Annotated in this window: 17 protein-coding genes; 13 read left to right on the top strand and 4 right to left on the bottom strand. The window is 61.6% G+C overall.

The features are described 5' to 3' along the window. The first annotated feature begins 31 nt into the window (after positions 1–31). The 6 genes from menF (at position 32) to menE (ending at position 7,039) form a co-directional block, all read left to right on the top strand. Positions 32–1,321 (top strand): isochorismate synthase MenF, encoded by a 1,290-nt coding sequence (menF, locus tag IB144_RS07880; RefSeq protein ID WP_019705503.1) that lies wholly within the window; start codon positions 32–34, stop codon positions 1,319–1,321. Positions 1,322–1,403: 82 nt separating this feature from the next. After that, positions 1,404–3,074 (top strand): 2-succinyl-5-enolpyruvyl-6-hydroxy-3-cyclohexene-1-carboxylic-acid synthase, encoded by a 1,671-nt coding sequence (menD, locus tag IB144_RS07885; protein WP_002913103.1) that lies wholly within the window; start codon positions 1,404–1,406, stop codon positions 3,072–3,074. Next, the gene (gene menH, locus IB144_RS07890; RefSeq protein WP_065888465.1) at positions 3,071–3,829 is read left to right on the top strand and encodes a 2-succinyl-6-hydroxy-2,4-cyclohexadiene-1-carboxylate synthase; all 759 of its coding nucleotides are present in this window, start codon (positions 3,071–3,073) and stop codon (positions 3,827–3,829) included. Before menD ends, menH begins: the two co-directional genes overlap by 4 nt. 14 nt (positions 3,830–3,843) lie before the next feature. After that, entirely contained in the window at positions 3,844–4,701 is an 858-nt protein-coding gene (menB, locus tag IB144_RS07895) for a 1,4-dihydroxy-2-naphthoyl-CoA synthase (protein ID WP_002913098.1), read from the top strand. Then, positions 4,701–5,666 carry an o-succinylbenzoate synthase gene (gene menC / locus IB144_RS07900; RefSeq protein ID WP_065888464.1) on the top strand — a complete coding sequence of 322 codons (966 nt, stop codon included), beginning with the start codon at positions 4,701–4,703 and terminating at the stop codon, positions 5,664–5,666. Before menB ends, menC begins: the two co-directional genes overlap by 1 nt. Then, a complete protein-coding gene (menE, locus tag IB144_RS07905; protein ID WP_065888463.1) occupies positions 5,663–7,039 on the top strand; it encodes an o-succinylbenzoate--CoA ligase in 1,377 nt (458 codons plus the stop codon). The genes menC and menE overlap by 4 nt, the downstream gene beginning before the upstream one ends. Positions 7,040–7,094: 55 nt before the next feature. On the opposite strand, the gene nudI is transcribed toward menE, so the two are convergent. After that, positions 7,095–7,520 (bottom strand): nucleoside triphosphatase NudI, encoded by a 426-nt coding sequence (nudI, locus tag IB144_RS07910; protein ID WP_023158515.1) that lies wholly within the window; start codon positions 7,518–7,520, stop codon positions 7,095–7,097. A gap of 137 nt (positions 7,521–7,657) precedes the next feature. Here nudI and IB144_RS07915 point away from each other — a divergent pair, with 137 nt between their 5' ends. The 7 genes from IB144_RS07915 to yfaU all read left to right on the top strand — a co-directional run bounded on the left by IB144_RS07915 (position 7,658) and on the right by yfaU (position 15,071). After that, positions 7,658–8,599, top strand: a complete 942-nt coding sequence (locus tag IB144_RS07915) for an Rpn family recombination-promoting nuclease/putative transposase (protein ID WP_065888462.1) — start codon at positions 7,658–7,660, stop codon at positions 8,597–8,599. A 274-nt stretch (positions 8,600–8,873) separates the two neighbouring features. Continuing rightward, on the top strand, positions 8,874–9,416 hold the full coding sequence (locus IB144_RS07920) for a YfaZ family outer membrane protein (RefSeq protein WP_149358876.1): 543 nt from the start codon (positions 8,874–8,876) through the stop codon (positions 9,414–9,416). Between the two features lie 102 nt (positions 9,417–9,518). Beyond that, positions 9,519–10,715 (top strand): nicotinamide mononucleotide deamidase-related protein YfaY, encoded by a 1,197-nt coding sequence (locus tag IB144_RS07925; protein ID WP_065888461.1) that lies wholly within the window; start codon positions 9,519–9,521, stop codon positions 10,713–10,715. Between the two features lie 204 nt (positions 10,716–10,919). Then, entirely contained in the window at positions 10,920–11,705 is a 786-nt protein-coding gene (locus tag IB144_RS07930) for an IclR family transcriptional regulator (protein WP_002913046.1), read from the top strand. A gap of 10 nt (positions 11,706–11,715) precedes the next feature. Then, entirely contained in the window at positions 11,716–12,921 is a 1,206-nt protein-coding gene (gene rhmD, locus IB144_RS07935; RefSeq protein WP_004175029.1) for an L-rhamnonate dehydratase, read from the top strand. A 42-nt stretch (positions 12,922–12,963) separates the two neighbouring features. Beyond that, positions 12,964–14,253, top strand: coding sequence for an MFS transporter (locus IB144_RS07940; RefSeq protein WP_065888460.1), 1,290 nt, complete (start codon positions 12,964–12,966; stop codon positions 14,251–14,253). A gap of 14 nt (positions 14,254–14,267) precedes the next feature. Next, complete coding sequence (gene yfaU / locus IB144_RS07945) at positions 14,268–15,071, top strand: 2-keto-3-deoxy-L-rhamnonate aldolase (protein ID WP_004899554.1); 804 nt, start codon at positions 14,268–14,270, stop codon at positions 15,069–15,071. A gap of 21 nt (positions 15,072–15,092) precedes the next feature. Here yfaU and glpC read toward each other — a convergent pair whose 3' ends face one another. Genes glpC through glpA form a run of 3 tightly spaced genes read right to left on the bottom strand, consistent with a single transcriptional unit; the run spans position 15,093 to position 19,139 of the window. After that, positions 15,093–16,271 carry an anaerobic glycerol-3-phosphate dehydrogenase subunit GlpC gene (gene glpC, locus IB144_RS07950; protein ID WP_065888459.1) on the bottom strand — a complete coding sequence of 393 codons (1,179 nt, stop codon included), beginning with the start codon at positions 16,269–16,271 and terminating at the stop codon, positions 15,093–15,095. After that, complete coding sequence (gene glpB / locus IB144_RS07955) at positions 16,268–17,527, bottom strand: glycerol-3-phosphate dehydrogenase subunit GlpB (protein WP_016946886.1); 1,260 nt, start codon at positions 17,525–17,527, stop codon at positions 16,268–16,270. Before glpB ends, glpC begins: the two co-directional genes overlap by 4 nt. After that, on the bottom strand, positions 17,517–19,139 hold the full coding sequence (glpA, locus tag IB144_RS07960; protein ID WP_002913020.1) for an anaerobic glycerol-3-phosphate dehydrogenase subunit A: 1,623 nt from the start codon (positions 19,137–19,139) through the stop codon (positions 17,517–17,519). Before glpA ends, glpB begins: the two co-directional genes overlap by 11 nt. Between the last annotated feature and the right edge of the window lie 81 nt (positions 19,140–19,220).

A 19,220-nucleotide genomic window follows, 5' to 3' on the forward strand; every position in this document is an offset into this window, starting at 1 on the left:
AATGTGGGGTTTTACTACCGTGGAGGTTTGCGTGCTGTCTGTTTCCACTGCGCTGGCCCGTTTGCAAGACGGCCTGGGCGAGTCTTTTCCAGACTTGCCCGGCACGCGAATTATCGATGTTGCTTTTCCGCTGAATGATGCCTTCGATCCGCTACTATGGTGCGGCCAGCAGGCGCAATGGCCGCAGTTTTACTGGCAGCAGCGCAATGGCGATGAGGAACTGGCGACGCTGGGGGCGGTAAAAACCTTTTTCTCGCTCGACGCGGCGAACCGCTTTTTACGCCAGGTCGGCCGGCAGGATCTGCGTATCTGCGGCCTGAATGCGTTTGAACCGCAGCAGGGCAGCCTGGCGCTGCCGCGTCTGGAGTGGCGCCGGTGCGGCGGCAGGGCCGTGCTGCGGCTGGTGCTGCATAGTGATATCTCCCTGCGTGAGGATGCCGCGACGGCCCGCGCGTTTCTCGCCAGCCTGACAACCACTCAGGCGACTCCCGGCGCCATACCGCCGTTGCTGAGCGAGCGCCACTCATCCGACTATCCTCAATGGCAGGCAATGATTGCGCGGGCGACTAAGGCGATCAGCGCCGGTGAAATGGATAAAGTAGTGCTGGCGCGGGCAACCGACCTGCAGTTTGCCGCCCCGCTGGACGCCGTGAGCATCATGGCGGCTAGCCGGCGCAGCAATCTTAACTGTTTTCATTTCCTGATGGCGTTCAATGCCCGGCAGGCATTTTTCGGCTCCACGCCGGAACGGCTGTGGCGCCGGCGCGGCGCGCTGCTGCGCACCGAAGCGCTGGCGGGGACCGTCGCGAACCATCAGGAAGACGCGAAGGCGCAGCAACTGGCCGACTGGTTGATGAAAGACGACAAAAACCAGCGGGAAAACATGCTGGTGGTAGAGGATATCTGCCAGCGCCTGCAGAGTGAGGCCTCGACGCTGGACGTCCTGCCGCCGCAGGTGGTGAGGCTGCGTAAGGTGCAGCATCTCCGACGCTGCATCTGGACCGAGCTGGCGGCGCCTGACGACAGCCGCTGTCTGCTGCAGCTGCAGCCCACCGCCGCGGTGGCCGGCCTGCCGCGCCGGGCGGCGCTGGCGTTCATTCAGCGTCATGAACCGTTTTCCCGCGAATGGTACGCCGGGTCCGCCGGGTATCTGTCACTGGCGCAAAGCGAGTTTTGCGTGGCGCTGCGTTCGGCGAAAGTGAACCACGACACCCTGCGGCTGTATGCCGGGGCGGGGATCGTCAGCGGCTCTGATGCACAGCAGGAGTGGCAGGAGATTGACAACAAAGCGGCCGGGCTGCGCTCGCTGCTGTGTCCATAAAGCTTGAATGACGATGCATATCAAAACGACGTCACTTTGCCTTATCTATACTTAGCATCAATATTTGATACCGGACAATTTCATGTCAGTAAGCGCATTTAACCGACGCTGGGCGGCGGTGATCCTGGAAGCTTTAACGCGCCATGGCGTGCAGCATATCTGCATCGCGCCGGGCTCGCGCTCGACACCCTTAACCCTGGCGGCGGCGGAAAACCGCGCCTTTATCCATCATACCCATTTCGACGAACGCGGCCTCGGCCACCTGGCGCTCGGACTGGCGAAGGCCAGCCGGCAGCCGGTGGCGGTGATAGTCACCTCCGGGACCGCCACCGCAAACCTCTATCCGGCGCTGATTGAGGCAGGGCTCACCGGTGAAAAGCTGATCCTGTTAACCGCCGACCGTCCGCCGGAGCTGATCGACTGCGGCGCGAACCAGGCTATCCGCCAGCCGGGGATGTTTGCCTCCCATCCTGCGCAGACGATTTCTTTGCCGCGTCCCTCGCAGGATATTCCTGCCCGCTGGCTGGTCTCAACCATCGACCAGGCGCTGGGCGCGCTGCACGCCGGCGGGGTGCATATTAACTGTCCGTTCGCTGAACCGCTGTATGGTGATATGGATGAGACCGGCGTGGAGTGGCAGCAGCAGCTCGGCAACTGGTGGCAGAGCGACAAACCCTGGCTGCGCCAGGCGCTGCAGTTAGAGAGCGAGAAGCAGCGCGACTGGTTCTTCTGGCGACAAAAACGCGGCGTCGTCGTGGCGGGCAGAATGAGCGCCGCGGAAGGGAAAAAGGTCGCTGAGTGGGCGCAGACCCTCGGCTGGCCGCTGATCGGCGATGTCCTGTCGCAGACCGGGCAGCCGCTGCCGTGCGCCGACCTGTGGCTGGGCAACGGCAAAGCGGTCAGCGAGCTGGCGCAGGCGCAGATCGTCGTGCAACTCGGCAGCAGCCTGACCGGCAAACGCGTGCTCCAGTGGCAGGCGACCTGCGAGCCGGATGAATACTGGCTGGTGGATAATCTGCCCGGTCGCCTCGACCCGGCGCAGCACCGCGGTCGCCGTCTGCTCTCAAGCGTTGAGCGCTGGCTCGAATTACATCCGGCGGAGAAACGCCAGCCGTGGGCGACGGTGATCCCACAGCTTGCCGGGCAGGCGTGGCAGGCTGCAGTCGCCAGCAACGAGCCTTTTGGCGAAGCGCAGCTGGCGCAGCGTATTCGGGGCTATCTGCCGGAGCAGGGCCAATTGTTTGTTGGCAACAGCCTGGTGGTGCGCCTGATCGACGCCCTGGCGCAGCTACCGGCCGGGTATCCGGTCTACAGCAACCGCGGCGCCAGCGGCATCGATGGCCTGATCGCCACTGCGGCCGGCGTGCAGCGCGCCAGCGCCCGACCGACGCTGGCCATCGTTGGCGATCTCTCCGCGCTCTACGATCTCAACTCGCTGGCCCTGCTGCGCCAGGCGTCGGCGCCGCTGGTGCTGATCGTGGTGAATAACAACGGCGGGCAGATTTTTTCTATGCTGCCGACGCCGCAGGACGAACGCCGTCAGTTCTATTTAATGCCGCAGGACGTGGATTTCAGCCACGCGGCGGCGATGTTCGGCCTGGCCTATCATCGCCCTGATGACTGGCCGTCGCTGGATGAGGCGCTGGCCGGCGCCTGGCGCAGGGCAGGGGCGACGGTGATTGAGCTGGCGGTCAATGAGACCGACGGCGCGCAGACCCTCCAGCAGCTGCTGGCGCAGGTAAGTCGCCTGTGATCCTCAGCGCTGCTGTCGACAACGGCCAGCCGGGCTATCCCTGGCTGGTGTTTCTGCACGGTTTTTCCGGCGACCGCAACGAGTGGCGGAAAGTGGGCGACGCCTTTCCCGCCTGGCCGCGGCTGTACCTCGATCTGCCGGGGCACGGCGGCTCCGCGGATATCGCGGTGCAGGACTTTGCCGGGGTCAATACTCTGCTGCAGTCTACGCTTAATAGTTACAACATACATAAGTATTGGCTGATCGGCTACTCGCTGGGCGGCCGGGTGGCAATGAACTTCGCCAGCCAGCCGCGCGCAGGCATGCGCGGGCTGATCGTTGAAGGCAGCCATCCGGGCCTGCAGGATGTAGAGGCGCGGCAGGCGCGGCGCAGCAATGACAGCGCCTGGGCGGAACGTTTTCGCCGCGAGCCGCTTGAGCAGGTCTTTGCCGACTGGTATCAGCAGCCGGTCTTCGCTTCGCTGAATGCCGCGCAGCGTGAGTCATTGGTCGCCTTACGCAGCCGGAACAACGGCGCGACGCTGGCGGCGATGCTGCAGGCAACCTCCCTTGCCGCGCAGGCCGATCTGCGCGCGTCTCTGCAGGCGCGCGATTTTCCTTTTCACTACCTGTGCGGCGAGCGCGACGCGAAGTTTCGCGCCATCGCGCAGACGCTCGCGGCGGATCTCCATCTTATTCACCATGCCGGACACAACGCGCACCGGGACAACCCGGCGGCGGTGATTGCCTGTCTGGCGCAGATTCTGGCAAGTTAACTGAAGGACATTCTATGATCTCTCTTGATGAAGCAATGCTCTACGCCCCCGTTGAATGGCACGATTGCTCCGAAGGCTATACCGATATTCGCTATCACAAATCGACTGACGGGATTGCCAAAATCACCATTAATCGTCCGCAGGTGCGCAACGCCTTCCGCCCGCTGACCGTCAAAGAGATGATCCAGGCGCTGGCGGATGCCCGCTATGACGACAATATCGGCGTCATCGTGCTGACCGGTGAAGGTGAGAAAGCCTTCTGCGCCGGCGGCGACCAGAAAGTCCGCGGCGACTACGGCGGCTATCAGGACGACTCCGGCGTTCATCATCTTAACGTGCTCGACTTCCAGCGTCAGATCCGCACCTGCCCGAAACCGGTGGTCGCGATGGTGGCCGGCTACTCTATCGGCGGCGGTCACGTGCTGCATATGATGTGCGATCTGACTATCGCGGCGGAAAACGCCATCTTCGGCCAGACCGGGCCAAAAGTCGGCTCTTTCGACGGCGGCTGGGGCGCCTCCTATATGGCGCGGATCGTCGGGCAGAAAAAAGCGCGCGAAATCTGGTTCCTGTGCCGCCAGTATGACGCTCAGCAGGCGCTGGACATGGGGCTGGTGAATACCGTGGTACCGCTGGCGGATCTGGAAAAAGAGACCGTGCGCTGGTGTCGTGAAATGCTGCAGAACAGCCCGATGGCCTTGCGCTGCCTGAAAGCGGCGCTGAACGCCGACTGCGACGGCCAGGCTGGTCTGCAGGAGCTGGCGGGCAACGCCACCATGCTGTTCTATATGACGGAAGAGGGGCAGGAAGGCCGCAATGCCTTCAACCAGAAACGTCAGCCGGACTTCAGCAAATTTAAACGGAATCCATAATGCGCGTTTCGCAGGTTTACCGCTGGCAGATACCGATGGACGCGGGCGTGGTGCTGCGCGAGCGGCGGTTAAAAACCCGCGACGGGCTGTTCATCCGCCTGCAGGAGGGGGAACGCGAAGGCTGGGGCGAAATTTCTCCCCTGCCGGGATTCAGTGTCGAGACGCTGGAAGAGGCGCAAATGGCGCTGTTAGCGTGGGCACAGGCCTGGCGCGACGGCGCCGAGCCGCCGCTTCCCACGCAGCCCTCCGTCGCGTTTGGCATCAGCTGCGCGCAGGCGGAGCTTGGCGGCGAACTACCGCAGGCCGCGGATTATCGCGCGGCGCCGCTCTGCTCCGGCGATCCGGATGAGCTATTCGCCAGACTGGCGGCGATGCCCGGCAAGAAGGTCGCTAAGGTCAAAGTTGGCCTCTGGGAGGCGGTCCGCGACGGTATGGTGGTCAATCTGCTGCTGGAGGCGATCCCCGACCTGCAGCTGCGGCTCGATGCCAACCGCGCCTGGACGCCGCTCAAAGCGCAACAGTTCGCCAAATACGTTAATCCGGCGTACCGCCAGCGCATTGCTTTTCTTGAAGAACCTTGCAAAACGCGGGAGGATTCTCGGGCCTTTAGCCGCGAGACAGGGATCGCTATCGCCTGGGATGAAAGCTTGCGCGAGGCGGATTTCCGCTTTGTCGCCGAGCCGGGGGTGCGTGCGGTGGTGATCAAACCGACGCTAACCGGCAGTTTGCAGAAGGTGCAGCAACAGGTCGCCGCGGCGCATGCGCTGGGGTTGAGCGTAGTGATCAGCTCGTCGATCGAGTCCAGTCTCGGCTTAACCCAGCTGGCCCGGATTGCCGCCTGGCTGACGCCGCAGACTATTCCTGGGCTGGATACGCTGGCGCTGATGGGCGCCCAGCTGGTACGGCCGTGGCCCGAAAGTACGCTGCCGGTGCTCAACATTGATGCGCTGGAGCCGCTGCTGTGACCTTTAACGACTGGCCCTGGCGGCACTGGCGTCAGCGGCGCGGAGAGGCCCTCGCCTTACGTCTGAATAACCAGCCGTTGACCTGGCGGGAGCTATGCGCGCGGGTTGACGCGCTGGCGTCTGGTTTTGCCGCGCAGGGCGTAATGGAAGGGCAGGGCGTGGCGCTCCGGGCCTATAACCAGCCGGAAACTCTGCTGGCATGGCTGGCGCTGCTGCAGTGCGGGGCGCGGGTGCTGCCGCTGAATCCGCAGCTGCCAGCGGTGTTGCTGCAGGCGTTGTTACCCGCGTTAACCATGCAGCATCAGCTGGTGCTGAATGGCGATGTGTTGCCGGGGAATTTACCGATGTTAACCCTGCAGTTGGTTGAGGGCGAGCATGCTGTTTGCTGGCATGGCGATCGGTTGGTGTCGATGACGTTGACCTCCGGTTCAATCGGCCTGCCGAAAGCGGCGGTACATAGCGCCAGCGCCCATCTGGCCAGCGCGGCTGGCGTGCTGGCGCTGATGCCGTTTGCCGCAGGAGATGACTGGCTGCTGTCGCTGCCGTTGTTCCATGTCTCCGGTCAGGGGATCGTCTGGCGCTGGCTGCTGGCCGGCGCGCGACTCACGGTACGTGACAAACAGCCGCTGGCGCAGATGCTGCACGGCTGTACCCATGCTTCGCTGGTGCCGACTCAGCTATGGCGCCTGCTGAATGATGATGCTGTGGTTTCCCTCAAGGCGGTGCTGCTCGGCGGCGCGTCGATCCCGGTCGAATTGACTGAACGGGCGCGAAAGCAGGGCATACGCAGCTTCTGCGGCTATGGCCTCACCGAATTCGCCTCCACCGTGTGTGCCAAAGAGGCCGACGGCGCTGCGGATGTTGGCGAAGCGCTGCCGGGGCGAGAGGTGAAAATTGTCGCCGGCGAGATCTGGCTGCGGGCGTCGAGTATGGCCGCAGGCTACTGGCGGGATGGTCAATTGTTGTCATTAACCAACAATGAAGGCTGGTTTGCGACGCGCGATCGCGGAGCATTGCATAACGGTCGGCTGACGGTTGTTGGGCGACTGGATAACCTCTTTTTTAGCGGTGGAGAAGGTATTCAACCGGAAGAGGTCGAGCGTGTGATACTCGCCCATCCACAGGTACAGCAGGTGTTTATCGTGCCGCTGGATGATGCGGAATACGGCCAGCGCCCGGTAGCGGTGGTGGAATGCGATGACGGCTGCGAGTTGAGCGCGCTGGCGGCATGGAGCGCTGAGCGGTTAGCGCGTTTTCAGCAGCCGGTGCGTTGGCTGCGGTTGCCGGAAACGTTAAAAAACGGCGGGATTAAGATTTCGCGCCGGGCGCTGTGCGAGTGGGTCAGGCAGCAGACGCATGCGACCGTATCGTAGCCACCCGCATTATCCCGCGGCATAACGCCGGGTGGGTTGAACGCGGTATGCTGGACTAAAGTAGCCCTTTCAGGCTGAGAGTAACGCGGGTGGCGGCATTAAGATCGTAGTTTTTGAGATCTTCGGCTTTGACCCAGGCGTAATCGTCAAACTCCTCGTTGATCGTCACATCGCGATTGGCGCTCACGCAGTTGAAGATGAGATAGATCATGTAGATCGTTTCCTGATGCCCGTCGGGGTAGGTTTTGACGCGGGTATCGTCGCGAAAGCACCATGGCGCGATATGGGTAAGGATGAGTTTTTCGCCGAGCTCTTCGCGTATTTCCCGCCGCAGCGCCTCTTCAATACGTTCCCCTGGCTCCACGCCGCCGCCGGATAAGGCCCATTGCCCGGGAAAAACCCCGCGGTCGGCGGCCATTTTGCAAAGCAGATAATGGCCTTTATTCTCGATCAGCGGGCAAACAATTGTCCTGTGGCGCATGGGTTTTCTCCTGCAGAGGGATGGGGCGGTATGCTGGTGAAATAGTTTGCGAGCCGCCTCGGTAAACTGCAAGCGAAATACAGTTCAGGTCTTGTTGAGTGCTACGTTAAGCGAAAATGATTGTATGGAGCACCGCCATGGAAAGGGCGACGAATTCCCCCCACGATGCTGTATTTAAACACCTGCTGTCGCATCGGGCGACGGCCAGGGATTTTCTGGACATTCACCTTCCCGCACCGCTGCGCGCGTTATGTAACCTGAACACGCTGCGGCTGGAGTCCGGGAGCTTTATCGACGACGAACTGCGGGCGAGTCATTCCGATATCCTTTACTCGCTGCAAACGCAGGCGGGGGAGGGCTATATCTATCTGTTGATAGAGCACCAAAGCTCGGCGGACCGCCATATGGCATTTCGCCTGATGCGCTATGCGATAGCCGCGATGCAGCGTCATCTGGATAAAGGGCATACGCAGCTGCCGCTGGTGATCCCGCTGCTGTTTTATCATGGTCGCGTTTCTCCCTGGCCTTACCCGATGTGCTGGCTGGCAGGCTTTGCCGATCCGGACATCGCGCGGCGGATCTATGGTGAAGATTTTCCCTTAATTGATATCACTAGCACCCCGGACGATGAAATCATGCGCCACCGGCGCGTGGCGATGCTGGAGCTCCTGCAGAAGCATATTCGCCAGCGGGATTTGATGGACCTGCATGAGCAGCTGGTCAGGCTCCTGGCGCTGGGATACACTAGCCGCAGGCAGCTTAAGACGCTGTTGCACTATTTATTACAGGCAGGAAACGCCGCCGATCCGGTTGCTTTTTTGCGCCATCTTGCGCAAAACGTTCCCCGGCGGCCGCATAAGGAGACGCTAATGAATATTGCCCAGTTTCTGGAACAACGCGGCCATCAGCAAGGATTAAAGCAAGGTCTTGAACAAGGTCTACAGCAAGGTATCGAGCAAGGTGAGCAGCAGACCGCGGAGCGTATCGCCCGGGCGATGCTTGCTAACGGACTCGACCTGTCGCTGGTGGCGGAACTGACCGGCCTCGCCCCGGAATGTCTGGCCCGGCTGCAGCATTAATTATTCCCTTATCCACTCGCGCCGCGCCGATCGTGCGGCGCCAGCTCTCTGTTTTCGTCAATGTGTCAGCGTTAATCATAATAAACATGAATATTACTGGCGTTGAATAGGCTGTTCGTGGTTCTGGCAACGCTCGATGCCGTAAAAATACGCAACTGGTTACACTCTTGTGAAAATTCATTTCGCCAGGTCATTGATTCCTGATGGGTGCGCAGTAGAATTTTCAGGTTTTTTCGGGACTTCTTTGATTTTAATTTTCTGGATAGAGTAAATAATGAAAAAAAGCATTTTTATGGCGCTGGCGGGCGTGATGATGGTTTCTTCGGCGGCCCATGCGATTAGCGTTACCGGTGAAGCCGGCGAGCATTACACCAACCTTGGCGTCGGCTTCGGCACCGAATCCACCGGCCTGGCCGTTTCGGGTAACTGGCTGCACAGCGATAACGACGGCGACGCCGCGGGTTTAGGCCTGGGACTCAATATTCCACTGGGGCCGTTCCTCGCGACCGTGGGTGGTAAAGGTATTTACACCAATCCGAAACAGGGCGATGAAGGTTATGCGGCCGCGGTCGGCGGCGGCCTGCAGTGGAAAATCGGCGACAGCTTCCGCCTGTACGGCGATTATTACTACTCTCCGGATTCGCTCTCCAGCGGCATTGATAGCTACCAGGAAGCCAACGTCGGCGCCAGCTGGACCATTATGCGTCCGCTTAGCATCCAGGCCGGCTACCGTTACCTGAACCTGGCGGGCAAAGATGGCAACCGCGATAACACCATCGCCGACGGCCCATACATCGGCGCCAGCGCCAACTTCTAATCTCTTCCGGCGCGGCATCTTCTTGCTGCGCCAGATTTTCCTCCTCGTCAGCATCCCGCTTTGCGTTATAGTATTTCTCACCTGGCAGGCAAGGAGTGAGCAATGTTGAATGTGGAAATGCTGTCCACCGGCGATGAAGTGTTGCATGGTCAAATCATTGATACCAATGCGGCATGGCTGGCGGATTTCTTTTTTAATCAGGGTTTACCGTTAACGCGCCGCAATACCGTTGGCGACGATCTCGATGCGCTGGTGGCGATTCTGCGCGAACGCAGCGAACAGGCGGATGTGCTGATCGTCAACGGCGGCCTCGGCCCAACCAGCGACGACCTGAGCGCGCTGGCCGCCGCCACTGCGAAAGGCGAGGGGCTTATTTTGCATCCGGAGTGGCTGGAAACCATGACCCGCTTTTTTGCCGAGCGCGGCAGGCCGATGGCGGAAAGCAACCGTAAGCAGGCGGAAATCCCGGCCAGCGCCGAGATGATCAACAACCCGGTCGGTACGGCCTGTGGCTTTGCCATCCAGCTCAACCGCTGCCTGATGTTTTTCACTCCCGGGGTCCCCTCTGAATTTAAGGTGATGGTCGAGCAGGAAATTTTACCGCGCCTGCGCCAGCGCTTTACGCTGCCGGACCCGCCGGTATGCCTGCGTATGACCACCTTTGGCCGCTCGGAGAGCGAGCTGGCGCAAAGTCTTAATCCGCTGACGCTGCCTCCGGGCGTGGTGATGGGTTACCGCTCGTCGATGCCGATCATTGAACTCAAGCTAACCGGACCGGCTGACCAGCGCGACGCCATGCTGGCCCTGTGGCCGGAGGTGCGTAAGGTGGCTGGCGACAGCCTGATTTTCGAAGGCACGGAAGGGTTACCGGCGCAGATCGCCCGCTGTCTGCAGGAGCGGCAGCTGAGCCTGACGCTCAGCGAGCAGTTTACCAGCGGCCTGCTGGCGCTCCAGCTGTCCCGCGCCGGCGCGCCGCTGCTGGCCAGCGAAGTCGTTCCGGCGCAGGAGGAGACGCTGGCGCAGGCGGCCCGCTGGGCGGCCGAGCGGCGCATAAACCATTTTGCCGGCCTGGCTCTGGCGGTGAGCGGTCAGGAAAACGATCATCTTAACGTGGCCCTGGCCACCCCGGACGGCACCTTCGCACTGCGGGTGAAGTTTAGCGCCACCCGCCACAGCCTGGCGGTACGCCAGGAAGTCTGCGCTATGATGGCGTTAAACATGCTGCGTCGCTGGCTGAATGGCCAACCGCTGGCCAGCGAACATGGCTGGATTAACGTGGTGGATTCCCTCTCGCTGTAAGTCATTCCCCCCGGCGCACCGTATCCTCGGGGCGCCGGTCGTCCAACCTGTTGTACTCTTCTGAAAAAATTCTGTGCGTTAAGTCGCAATTTTCTGCTGCGAACGGTCCAGTTTACGGGAAAACGATTGCCCCGCGATGTCGCTCACACTTTACCGCCCGGACAATCGCAACACTGATTCCAGTATTCAGGATTGGAGTCCAGTATGTTGGAATCAACGAAAGTCCCGGCGCTGACCCGCGCGATTGAGATCCTCAATTTAATTGGCCGCATCGGCCCCTGCAGCGCGGCGACGATAATAGCGGAGCTGGGGATCCCGAAAAGCACGGTGTATCTGCTGCTGGGCGAGCTGAAAAAGCAGCGCTTCATCAGTATGGATAATCAGGATAACTACTGCCTGTGGACCAAGCTGGTGGAGCTGGCCGGGCAGGCGCTGAGCAAAATGGACCTGCGCGAGCTGGCGCGGCCGCGCCTCACCCGGCTGATGGATGAGTGCGGCCTGCTTTGTCATCTGGGCATTATCGATCAGGGTAACGCCTACTACATTCTGAAAATTGAGTCTCCCGCCACCATCAGCGTGCGCTCGCATGAGGGTAAGAGCCTGTCGCTTTACCGCTCCGGGATCGGCAAATGTTTGCTGGCCTGGCAGCCCGCCAGCGTTCAGGCGTCGATTATCGAAGACCTGCAGTGGGAGCGGGCCACGCCAACGACCATCACCGATGCTCAACAGCTGCGGGAAGAGCTGGGGCGGATCCGCGCCCGGGGCTGGAGCTTTGATAATGGCGAGGACTATCCGGATGTGCGCTGCGTGGCTGCCCCGGTATTTAACGCAAATAACGACCTGACCGCCGCCATCTCGGTGGTGGGTACCCGTCTGCAAATCAATGAAGACAATCGCGATTACCTGGCTGGTAAGGCGATTGCCTGCGCGAAAGATATTTCACGTCTGCTGGGGTGGAAAAGCCCCTTCGAACAACTCGCCTCATCATAAGGAGAACATCATGACCCTACCGAAAATTAAACACGTCCGCGCCTGGTTCATCGGCGGCGCCACAGCAGAGCAGGGCGCCGGCGGCGGCGATTACCATGACCAGGGGGCTAACCACTGGATTGACGATCATATCGCCACCCCGATGAGCAAATATAAACAGTATGAGCAGTCCCGGCAGTCGTTTGGCATCAACGTGCTGGGGACGCTGATTGTGGAAGTGGAAGCCGACAACGGACAGACCGGCTTTGCGGTGTCGACGGCCGGGGAGATGGGCTGCTTTATCGTCGAAAAACATCTCAACCGCTTTATCGAAGGCAAATGCGTCAGCGATATCAAACTGATCCATGACCAGATGCTTAACGCCACCCTTTACTACGCGGGATCCGGCGGCCTGGTGATGAATACCATCTCCTGTGTCGACCTGGCGCTGTGGGACCTCTTCGGGAAAGTGGTTGGCCTGCCGGTCTACAAACTGTTGGGTGGGGCGGTGCGCGACGAAATCCAGTTCTATGCCACCGGCGCACGTCCGGACCTGGCGCAGGAGATGGGCTTTATCGGCGGCAAAATGCCTACCCACTGGGGGCCGCACGATGGCGACGCCGGGATCCGCAAAGACGTCGCCATGGTGGCGGATATGCGCGAAAAATGCGGCCCGGATTTCTGGTTAATGCTGGACTGCTGGATGAGCCAGGACGTTAACTATGCCACCAAACTTGCCCATGCCTGCGCCCCTTATAACCTCAAGTGGATCGAAGAGTGCCTGCCGCCGCAGCAGTATGAAGGCTATCGCGAGCTGAAGCGCCAGGCGCCTGCCGGGATGATGGTGACCAGCGGCGAGCACCACGGCACGCTGCAGTCCTTCCGCACCCTGTCGGAAACCGGCATCGATATTATGCAGCCCGACGTCGGCTGGTGCGGCGGCTTAACCACCCTGGTGGAGATCGCGGCCATCGCCAAAGCGCGCGGGCAGCTGGTAGTGCCCCACGGCTCGTCGGTTTACTCACATCATGCGGTGATCACCTTCACCAACACGCCGTTCAGCGAGTTTCTGATGACCAGTCCGGACTGCGCCACGCTGCGCCCGCAGTTCGACCCGATCCTGCTCGGCGAGCCGGTGCCGGAGAGAGGGCGCATTCATAAATCGGTCCTGGATAAACCCGGCTTTGGCGTCGAGCTCAATCGCGACTGCAACCTGAAGCGTCCTTATCAACACTGATTGCGTCGGGCCGCCCGGCGGCCCGCGCCTGAGGATATTATGATGAGCAACACTCTGCTGGAGAGCGTGGTGAAGAAAAACCGCGCCCGCTTAATCCCCTTTATGCTGGCGCTGTACGTGCTGGCGTTTCTTGACCGTTCTAATATCGGTTTCGCCAAAGAGACCTACCAGCTGGATACCGGACTCAGCAATGAGGCCTACGCGCTGGGGGCCGGTATCTTCTTTGTGGTCTATGCCTTCCTCGGGGTGCCGGCCAATCTGCTGATGCGCAAATTTGGCGCCAGGCGATGGATCGGCTGTACCACGCTGCTGTGGGGCGTGCTGTCGGCGGCGATGGCGTGGGCTGATACGGAAGCGAAATTCCTGCTGGTACGTACCCTGCTGGGCGCGGCGGAGGCGGGCTTCTTTCCCGGAATGATCTACCTCACTTCACAGTGGTTTCCCCAGCAAAACCGCGCCAGCATTATGGGGCTGTTTTATATGGGCGCGCCGCTGGCCCTGACGCTGGGATCGCCTTTATCCGGTGCGCTGCTGGAGATGCATGGATTTATGGGCCATCCCGGCTGGTTCTGGATGTTTGTCATTGAAGGCCTGCTCGCCGTCGCCGCGGGAGCGTTCACCTTCTTCTGGCTGGACGATTCGCCGCAGCATGCCCGCTTCCTGAGCGCAGCGGAGAAACAGGCGCTGATAAGCGAGCTGGCGCGCGAGGAGGAGAAAAAGATTGCCTCGCGCCTGTCCGATGCGCTGCGTAACGGGCTGGTCTGGCAGCTGGCGCTGATTTATCTGACCATTCAGGTGGCGGTCTATGGTCTGATTTTCTTCCTGCCCACCCAGGTTGCTGCGCTGCTGGGCACCAAAGTCGGCTTCGTTGCCTCGGTGGTGACGGCCATCCCGTGGGTGGCGGCGCTGTTTGGCACCTGGCTTATCCCTCGCTACTCCGATCGCACCGGCGAGCGACGCAATATTGCCGCCCTGACGCTGCTGGCGGCGGCGGTCGGGATTGCAGTGTCCGGACTGGTGGCGCCGGTGCTGGCTATCATCGCGCTGTGCGTGGCGGCGGTCGGGGTGATCGCCGTGCAGCCGGTCTTCTGGACGATGCCGACGCAGCTGCTGTCCGGCACGGCGCTGGCCGCAGGGATTGGCTTTGTTAACCTGTTTGGCGCCATCGGTGGTTTTCTGGCGCCGATCGTGCGCGTGCAGGCCGAAACGTTGTTCGCCAGCAGCGCCGCCGGACTGTTAACCCTGGCCGGCGTCGCCATTGTCGGGGTGGTCATTATCTTTTCATTGAGCCTTACCCGCGCGGTACCCCAGCGCGGCAGCGTACAGCATTGAATAAAGGAATCGCTATGAACGCACTGTTATCTAACCCCTTCAAACGAGGATTATTACGCGGTGAGACGCAAATCGGCCTGTGGCTGAGCTCCACCTCATCCTACATGGCGGAGATCGCTGCGACGTCGGGATACGACTGGCTGCTGATCGACGGCGAGCATGCCCCGAACACCATTCAGGACCTTTATCATCAGCTGCAGGCGATTGCCCCCTATGCCAGCCAGCCGGTCATTCGCCCGGTCGAGGGCAACCGCAGCCTGATAAAACAGGTGCTGGATATTGGCGCCAGAACCTTGCTGGTGCCGATGGTCGATACCGCCGAGCAGGCTCGGGAGGTGGTCTCAGCGACCCGTTATCCCCCCATCGGGAGCCGCGGCGTTGGCGCCGGCGTGGCGAGAGCGGCGCGCTGGGGAAGGGTGGAGAATTATATGGCGGAGGCAAATGACGAACTTTGTCTGCTGATTCAGGTCGAGAGCCGAACCGCGCTGGAGAACCTGGACGCTATTCTCGAGGTGGACGGCATTGACGGGGTGTTCATCGGTCCGGCGGATCTCTCCGCCTCGCTGGGCTACCCGGACGATGCCGGTCACCCTGACGTGCAGCGGGTGATCGAGCAGAGCATCCGGCGCATTCGCGCGGCGGGGAAAGCGGCCGGATTTCTGGCGGTCGACCCGGCGATGGCGGAAAAATGTCTTGCCTGGGGGGCCAACTTTGTCGCCGTCGGGGTGGATACCATGCTGTATACCCAGGCGCTGGACCGCCGGCTGGCGATGTTTAAATCTGACAGCGCCCAGCCGCAAGAGAAAACGAGCTATTGACGGCACAGGCTGGCGCTGGGCTCAGACGAGCGCCTGCGCCAGCACCGTCAGCGGATGCTCGCAGCGTTTGCTGGTGGACATCTCAATCTGCCATTTGCAGGTCTCGCAGTCGGTGACGACGAGGTCGGCCCCGCTCTCCTCAATCTGACGGAACAGCGGGGCGCCGATAGCCTGGGATACCGCGTAATTCTCAGTTTTAAACCCGTAGGTGCCTGCGATGCCGCAGCACTGGGAATCCAGCACCTCCAGCTGCAGGCCGGGGATCAGCCGCAGCAGCTCGAGGGTATACAGCGACCAGCCCATCTTTTCCATATGACACGGGGTGTGATAGACCACTTTCAGCGGCAGCGGGCGCAGCGGTAGCGTCCTGCCGGCAGCCAGCTGTTTCCAGATCCAGCGGGTGGCAAGCTCGACGCGATCGCGAAGATCGCTGTTATCGACATCGAGGAGATGGGGGTATTCATCACGTAGCGTAAAGGCGCAGGTCGAGGAGGTGGCAATGATCGGTAGCGTGTTTTCCCGCATCGCGGCGACGTTGCTCTGCGCCTGCTTACGCGCCTTGTCGAAAAAACCGTTGGCGATCAGCGGTACGCCGCAGCATTTTTCTTTTGATAACAACTGCACCCCGGTACCCAGCGCGTTGACGACGCGAATCAGATCTTTACCCAACTGTGGATGGTTATAGTTGACGTAGCAGCCATGAAAGAAAGCCACCTGTTCGCTGTACTGCTTCTGACGGGCGGCGAGCTGGCGGTAAGCGCGGCGGAAGGTGCCGAAACCATATTTCGGCAGCGTACGCCGGTGATCGATGTTGAGCGTCGCGTCGAGCAGACGGCGCACCGGTTTTAAGCCGGTGGCGGCGTTGACCAGGGGGGCAAAGGGGGTGGAAAGGGTACCCATCATGTCGGTATGGCTGAGGATGGCGTCGCGCAGGGTCGGCTTTTGCTGGCCGTACTGTGCCCGGGCGCGTTGAATGATATCGCCAATTTTCACATCCGACGGGCAGGCGACCTCGCAGCGCTTGCAGTTAATGCAGTACTTCAGCGCCTCGTCGTACAGCGCGCCATCCTTCAGACGCAGGCGTTCGCCGTCCGGCCCCGCTTGTTTCGGGCCCGGATAGCGCGGATTGACCCGACTTACCGGGCAGGTGGTGGTACAGACCGTGCACTTAATGCAGCTTTCAAAACGGGTATCGTTCATGGCCGGCCTCCGGCAAGGGCGTGGATCTGTCTGGCGGCGTGCAGCGCGGTAACGGCGCAGACGCCGCCGCCACAGCCGAGCTGAATGGCATCGAACCCGCCGAGCAATGAGCCGATGGCGAACAGATTATGGAACGGCTGCCCGCCCAGCAGGGGGCGCAGCAGGGCATCGGTTTTCACGCCGAAGCGCTGCCATGGTTGTGAGGCGAAGAAATCGCGCTGGTACCAGCTTTCCCGTGGCAGGGTCTGGTGAAGGTCGAGGCCGAGGATCGGCTCGCGCACGCTATCGCGAGTGGCGACAAGACCGTTGCTGAAAAAGCTGCCGCTGGCCAGCACGGTAAAGCGCGGACGCAGCGCAATATCGCCGTGATTTCGCGTCCAGACCGCCTCGACGGCGTTCTGTCGATGGCTGATTTTCACCACCTCATCGCCTGCGAGCCAGGCGCCGCCCTCGCGAATGAACTGGCGTTGCAGCTGAGAATGCAAACGCATCCCGGGAACCGAAGGCGGCAGCGTCGGCAGCAGACGCAGCGGGCAGGGTAGACGCGCCTGCAGCCAGTGGTACAGGCGATCGTCGGCGAGGCCAAAACAGGCGGGCATGATCAGCAGGTCATACTGCTGCGCCAGCGGTAGCAGCGCTGCATGCAGGGCCGGCCACATATTCTCATCATCCAGGACGCGGGCGATATTGGCGGCGCGAAACTCGGTCGGGTTGTCACGCAGCACATCCAGCAGCGGTAACTCGATTTCCACCGCCGCGGCGGTAACTCCGTGTTGACCGAGCGCGGCGGCGGCGAGATGCGGCTGAAAATCAGCAAAGCCGCTGATCCCCACCAGACAGGCGCCCTGCGACGGCAGGGGCGCGACAGGCACCTCAAGGGGCGACAGCCATGCCGGGCGCAACGTCCCCAGCGGCGTTACCCGCCGGTGCGGCCGGCGCGCATCGCCCTGCATCACCGCGCCGCAGGCGGCCAGCAGGGCTTCGGTCTGCGTCGCGTATTCGAGCACCGCCTCGGCGCCGAGCCGGGAATAAGGGTGTTCAGGAAGCTGTTCAGCGAGCTGCTGCAGACCTTGTGCGACGTCAGTGACGTTATCGCCGTTGGGCAGCGCCGAGAGCAGGTCTAACGACGCGGAGGAAAAATGCAGCGCGCTCTGCCCGCGGCTGATGATGACGCTGCGCAGGCCGTGCTGATTCAGGGCCAGCCCGCACAGCAGGCCGGCGAGCCCGCCGCCGATAATCGCGCAATCAAACTTCATCCCGGTGCTCCTGTGGCAATCCGCACAGGCCGAGGTAGACCCAGCGGGTGAATTCGCTTTCGCGCAGCGCATCGCCCCAGGCGATGGGCTGCACGCCCTTCCAGCGTTCATTGAGAAATTCCGAGAGCTGGGTTAACGACTGCGCGGGCGTGGTGACGTTAAAGCGCTGCAGCAGTCCGGCAGCGCGGCAGGCGCAGAGTTCCCCCTGACAGGTCCCCATGCCAATCCGGGTGCGGCGGCGCAGGTCGAGCAGGGTGTTGACCGCCAGGTTTTCCACCGCGTATTTCACTTCACCGGCAGTGACGGCTTCACATTCGCAGACCAGGCTACGGTGTTGGCGGCTGTCGCCAAGCCAGGACGGGGTGCGATCGCCGTGACGGTAGACGGCCGAGCCGCGCAGCGGGGTGGGGAGGGAGATAATCTTTTGCAGGGTACTTTCCGTTGGCTCCTGTGAACCGGGCAGCGGGGCTTCGGCCGTGGTACAGGGGGTGGTGTTTCCCAGCTTACGACAGACGGCGTCGGTGGCCCACTCGGCCATCAGGCGATAGGTCATCAGCTTGCCGCCGGTGATAGTAATGAAGCCTTCCATACCGTCACGCTGGGCATGGTCGAGCAGGACGATGCCGCGGCTGACGCTGCGCCCGCTGGGATCGTTATCGCTGGCCACCAGCGGGCGGACGCCGGAGTAGGCGCGGAGGATCCGGGTGCGGCCCATGACCGGCGCCAGCTTTTCCCCTTCGCGCAGCAGGGTATCGACCTCCGCCGCTGTTACCCGGTTGTCGTCAATTTCGTCATAAGGAATATGCATTGAGGTAGTGCCGATCAGCGAGATGGTATCGCCGGGCACCAGAATATCGGCGTCGGCCGGCTTACGGCAGCGGTTGATTACCAGGTTGTTAATCCGATGATCGAGGATCAGCAGCGATCCCTTCGCCGGGAACATGGTGATGCGCAGGTCGGCATATTCCGCAATACGCTGTCCCCAGATCCCGGCGGCGTTAACCACCATCCCGGCGTACAGAGTGCGGGCCTGGTGAAGTTGGCGGTCGTATACCTGGACGCCGCAGACGCGATCGCCCCGGCGCAGCAGGCCTGTTACTTCGCAGCCGGTAAGGATCTGCGCGCCGTGTTCGCGGGCGTCGAGCATATTGGCCGCGGTGAGGCGAAACGGGTCGATAGTACCGTCCGGGACCTGCACCGCGCCCAGCAGCGTCGGGTTGACGGCGGGCTCCCGGCGCAGCGCTTCCTGCGGCGAGAGCGGCGTGGCCTCTATGCCAGCCTGCTGACAGGCGTCGATAAAGGTTTGCTGCCATGCCAGGTCATCTTCAGGCAGGGTGATAAACAGCCCATTGGTCGGTTCAATACAGTGGCGGGCGATGCGGCGCAGGATGCGGTTCTCACTGATGCATTCGCGGGCGGATTCGTTGTCGGTCACCGCGTAGCGGGCGCCGCTGTGCAGCAGTCCATGATTCCGGCCGGTCGCCCCGGTGGCGATATCATGGCGCTCAATGAGCAGCGTTCGTAATCCGCGCCGGGCGCAGTCGCGGGCGATACCGGCGCCGGTTGCTCCGCCGCCGATGATAATGACCTCGCTATCAAGACGTCCCGTCATCTTCAGCTCCTCTGCTTTCGTTTAACGCCATTTAGCCACAATTAGTAAGGTTATTGTTTGATTTCGAGCATATTCGCGCGT

It is taken from the genome of Klebsiella sp. K4, from assembly GCF_014596785.2.
In the GTDB taxonomy this organism is placed as follows: domain Bacteria; phylum Pseudomonadota; class Gammaproteobacteria; order Enterobacterales; family Enterobacteriaceae; genus Klebsiella; species Klebsiella pneumoniae.